Origin of the sequence: Asticcacaulis sp. AC460 (assembly GCF_000495795.1) — a bacterium.
In the GTDB taxonomy this organism is placed as follows: domain Bacteria; phylum Pseudomonadota; class Alphaproteobacteria; order Caulobacterales; family Caulobacteraceae; genus Asticcacaulis.
On the sequence record NZ_AWGD01000085.1, the window covers coordinates 1 to 304 of the forward strand.

Annotated in this window: 1 protein-coding gene; it reads left to right on the forward strand. The window is 56.6% G+C overall.

The window, feature by feature from the left end:
* Positions 1–304, forward strand: a 304-nt coding sequence (locus tag ABAC460_RS50305) for a hypothetical protein (protein ID WP_035426715.1), incomplete at both ends; no start/stop codon positions are given.

A 304-nucleotide genomic window follows, 5' to 3' on the forward strand; every position in this document is an offset into this window, starting at 1 on the left:
GTCTTTGGCAAGATCGCTTACAGCGAACGCGATGTCGATAACCATCAACTGACCTACACGCGCGGTACGGTCAACATCAATACGCTTAACGTGGCGACACCCAACTATACCGGCCGCACCTATACGGATACAACGGCCTTCCCGATTCAGCGCACCGCTATTCCGGGTTCCGGCTACTACCTCTACAACGGTGTCAGCCAGGGCTCGGTTCTGGCCAACGGCAATAACGAAGCCAGCCGTTACGTCAACGGCATCGTCGCCAATATCAACCCGGCCAGTGTCACGGTCGATGACAGTCACCACC